This window comes from Streptomyces sp. CNP082 (genome assembly GCF_059570535.1).
Genome location: NZ_JCANSZ010000126.1, coordinates 1 through 4522, shown reverse-complemented (window position 1 = coordinate 4522; position 4522 = coordinate 1). Strand labels below are relative to the sequence as shown.

At 62.8% G+C, this 4522-nt stretch carries 3 protein-coding genes; all 3 read left to right on the top strand.

The window, feature by feature from the left end; genetic code table 11:
- Window positions 1-224: 224 nt before the first annotated feature.
- Window positions 225-3554: a DNA/RNA non-specific endonuclease gene (locus B124_RS36845; protein ID WP_496507379.1), complete on the top strand. Its 3330-nt coding sequence runs from the start codon at window positions 225-227 to the stop codon at window positions 3552-3554.
- Window positions 3555-3655: 101 nt separating this feature from the next.
- Window positions 3656-4186, top strand: coding sequence for a hypothetical protein (locus tag B124_RS36840; protein ID WP_496507378.1), 531 nt, complete (start codon window positions 3656-3658; stop codon window positions 4184-4186).
- A gap of 151 nt (window positions 4187-4337) precedes the next feature.
- Window positions 4338-4522: helix-turn-helix domain-containing protein (locus B124_RS36835; RefSeq protein WP_496507377.1), on the top strand; the 185-nt coding region annotated here is incomplete at its 3' end.

The following is a 4522-nucleotide window of genomic DNA, read 5'->3' as shown; positions in this document are numbered from 1 at the left end:
TCTGTCCGACCTGTCTCGGCAAGCACCTCGTCGACAAGATCACGATCGACGATACGAGTCAGGACCCCTACACCGATTCGATCCGTCATACGTACACCCGCGAGCGCGGTGCCACGATCGCCCTGAAGCATGGCGAGAAGATAGCAGAAGGCAGGCAGAGGAGGAACAGAAGGAAAGACCTGCCGCTTTATCCACAGAACGCACGGGAGTGTCGCTGTGGAAAAGTGGATGACGAAATGCCGAGGAGCTTAAATGAGTGGCATTGCGGCGCAGGGCGCCTGAAATCGGTCACCGACGGCACCGGGAACAACACGTCATACACCTACGAGGCCAACGGCAACCTCAAGACCATCACCGACACCCTCGACAAGGTGACCGCCTACGAGTACAACGCCGCGAACCAGGTGGTGAAGACGACGAATCCGGGCGGCGCCACATCGACGACAGACTACGACGCGCGCGGGAACGTCATCGCCGAAACTGACGCCAGCGGAGCAAAGACCACTTACACCTATGACGGTGCCGGTCGCATGGCCTCGATGACCACCCCCCGGGGGAATGTCAGTGGTGCGGATCCGGCGGAGTTCACCACCACCTACGCCTACGACGACAACGGCAACCGCATCGAGACCGTCGATCCGACCGGTGCGAGAACCACTACCGAATACGACGCGCTGAACCGACCGGTGAAGGTCACCGACCCGATGAACCACTCGACGACCACCACGTACGACGCCAACGGCAACGTCGAGTCCGTCACGGACGCGCGCAACAAGACCACCACGTACGCCTACACCGCGGACGACTTGCTGAAGACCGTCACCGACCCCGTCGGGCACGCCACCCAGTACGAATTCGACACCGCCCGCAACCTGATCAGCGAGACCACGCCGCTCGGCAACAAGACGACCTGGACGTATGACGCGGAAGGGCGGATGGTCACCGAGACCGACGCCCGGGGGCACGCTCCAGGAGCAAACCCCGAAGAATTCACCACCCGGCATGTGTACGACGCCGTGGGCAACCTTGTTGAAACACGCGACCCCTTGGGCGGCACCCAGAAGTTCACCTACGACGCCCAGAGCCGTCAGACCTCGTCGACAGACGCGAACGGCCGGACCACACAGGTCGAATACGACCCCCTCGGACGCGTCACCACGGTCACCGCCCCCGATAACGGCACGACCGTCTACACCTACGACGAGGCAGGCAGCCTCGCTACCCGCACCGACGCCAACGAGCACACCACCACCTACGGCTACGACGAGATCGGCCAGTTGGCTTCGGTCACCGACCCCCTCCAGCGCACCACCAGCTACACCTACGACCCGGACGGCAACCAGAACAAGACCGTCAACGCGCGCGGCGTCGCCACCACCGTCACCTACGACGCGCTGAACCGGCCTACGGTCACCGACTACTCGGACGACACCCCTGACGTCACCATCCGGTTTGACGCGGTCGGCAACCGCCGGGAAATCACCGATGCCACCGGCACTCGCACCCTCACCTACAACGAAACCAACCAGCTCGCGACCGTCACCGTGCCGGGCACAGGCGGAGGCTTCACCTACAAGTACAGCGCCCGCGGCCTGATGTCTTCCCGGACCCTGCCACACGGGCGCACCACGACCTACACCTACGACGTGGACCGCAACCGCATCGCCGACACCACCGACGGCGCGGCCACCACCTACGGCTACGACCCCGCAGGCAATCTGACCAGCACCACACCCCCCGCAGCCAACGGCTACACAGAAGACCGCACCTACGACCCAGCCGGTCAGCTCACCGACATCGCCAGCACCAAGAACGACACCACCCTGTCCGGCTGGCACGCCACCCTCGACCCGGCCGGCCAGCCCACACGTATCGACTCCGAGCGCCAGGGCACCACCGAATCCACGTACTACATGTACGACAGCGCCGGCCGCCTGACGACCGAATGCACCTCCCCCACCCAGGCGGAGACCTGCCCGACGGGTGCATCGACGACCAGCTACACCTACGACAAGGTCGGTAACCGCACGTCCAGCACCGCCCCGAACGGATCGACCACCACCAACACTCACGACGCGGCCGATCAGCTCACCCAGACCAGCACCGGCGGCACTGTCACCGGCTACGAATACGACGCCGATGGCAACCAGAGCAAGGCCGGCGACCGCACCTACGCCTACGACGCCGAGAACCGCCTCACCACCATGACGGCATCGGGTACCACCTGGGGCTACGCCTACGACGCCGACGGCAACCGCGCCGAACGCACCCGCGGCGGTCTGACCCTCGCCTGGGACATCAACAACGAGCTGCCGCAACTGGCCGCTGAATACTCCTCCACCGGCGCCGTGAGCGCCGACTACACCTACAACCCGCTGGAAGAGATCGAATCCCAGCACCGCACGGTCTCCGGAACCGACACCGCGTACTACTACCACCGAGACCTGTCCGGCTCCGTCACCGACCTGACGAACGCCACCGGTGGTCACGCCAAGACCTACGACTACACCAGCGCCTTCGGCGCCGGCGGACCCACACCCGGCGCCGAGCAGCCCGGCAACAACTTCGGGTACGGCGGACAGTACAAGGAGCCCGCGGGCGGTGAAGACCCCTCCCTGAACGACGCCCTCGGCTACAACCTCCGCGCCCGCACCTACGACCCCGCCAACGGCCGCTTCACCAGCAAAGACCCCTTCACACCAGACGAGTCGACACCCTACGAATCCGCATACGCATACACCGGCAACGCACCCACCTACCGGTCAGACCCCGCGGGCACCTGCTGGTGGTCGAGTTCAAGCACCAGCTGCGTCGCCACCATGGACGTGGCCGTGATCGCCGCTGTCGAGGGAGTAGACCAGAACTGCGCGGCACTTATACGAGCCAACGCCATGGCGACCCAACTCGCCGGCCCGTCGATCGGCCAAGCAGGAGGCGGCTGGGGCTCCATCGTCCGCGGACTCAAGGGGCTCAAAAGGGGCACGTGGCTAGGGGTCGGCGGAGCAGCCCTCGATCTGATCCAGGGCAACAACCCGCTGGACTCGCTGGGAGAAACTCGGCAGCTCGACGTGAACAAAATCAAGTGCTCGATCATGTCACGCGAGGAGCGCCACAACTACCAACCTTTGATCGGCGGCGCACCCACGGGTGTCACGGCGCTCCTCTGCCCCTCCGACCTCAAGCCAACTGGCAGCCGGGGAAACTCCCGAAAGGGAAGGTGGAACCCGCCCGGGTACGTAGCGAAGAAGGATCGTAGTGATAAGCACATCTTCAATCGGTCCCACATTCTGGCGGATCGATTCCACGGCAAGTGGCGCCGGGAGAACATATTCACTGGGTTCCGGGAAATGAACCACCCCGTGATGTCGAGCTGCGAAGATCGCATGGCACGCGAGTTGAGCAAAGGCGACTGGGTGGCGTATTCGGGACAACTCGCATACGATAATGGGCGAACTAACATCCCGACCTCAATCGCCATGAACGCGACCACGCGTAGTAGAGTCCTTTTCGCAAGGTCCATTGTGAACAAGACGGGTGATCAAGCTGGGTGTTAGTGGGCGAGATTCCCTTCATCAGCTCAGATATAGTCGCTGCTCGGTCGGCTAGGTTAACATGTACCTCGATGTCGCCAGTAAATCCTATGGATGGAGGTTCCATGAGTCTGGCGGAACTGGAAAATGCGCTGCCGGCGTTGACTGAACTTCGAGCGCAACATCCACGGGAGATTGATTGGAAATGTATTTCTGAAGCGTTCGGAACGCCATTTCCCGAGGATTACATGCAGCTCGCAGAGGCATACGGCTCACTGGAGATTGACGACTTCATGGGGATAGCCGTGCCCGAGCCGAGCGAGGAGGCACGTTTCGTGGCCGGCAGACGTCAAGCACTGTATCCGATTGAATCCCTTCACGAAGCCGGGTTGTCTCACGGCTACGTCCCGTATCCGCAACCTTCTGGCCTCATTCCATGGGGCGACACAATAGACGGAGATGAGTTCTACTGGAGGTCGAACCCAGAAGGGCCGAACGCCTGGACGATCGTCGTCGCCGGACGCAATGGTGATTGGGTCGCGTTCAACGGAAACCTTACAGAGTACCTTGCGGGTCTGGTTTCAGGAGAAGTTGCCCCTGGCGGCCTACCATCGGACTTCCCAGGCCGATCCCCAAGAGTCGCCATCTGGGAGTAGCGGAATCCCAGACTTTTGATCCGTTGGTTGTGGGTTCGAGTCCCACGCCGCCCTACCGCTAGAGCGAAGGTCAGAGCATATATGGGCTGGGCTCTAGTGTCTTGTGATCCGGTTCATGTCACCTGAAGGTCTTTGACTCGTTGGACACTGCGTGAATCTCTCTTCAGAACAGGTCGCAGAATTGCGGACGTTGGTGGCGGACCGGCACGTGACGGCGGATGTGGCCCTGCGAGCCCGGATCGTGTTGTGGGCGGGCGAGGGCCGCCGCCGCAAGGATATCGCTGAACTGGCGGGGGTGTCTGCGCGGACGGTGGACCGCACCAGGACCCGGTATGC

Coding starts and splice junctions, on each gene's coding strand:
- B124_RS36840 (WP_496507378.1), top strand. CDS start 3,656: ATGAGTCTGGCGGAACTGGAAAATGCGCTGCCGGCGTTGACTGAACTT.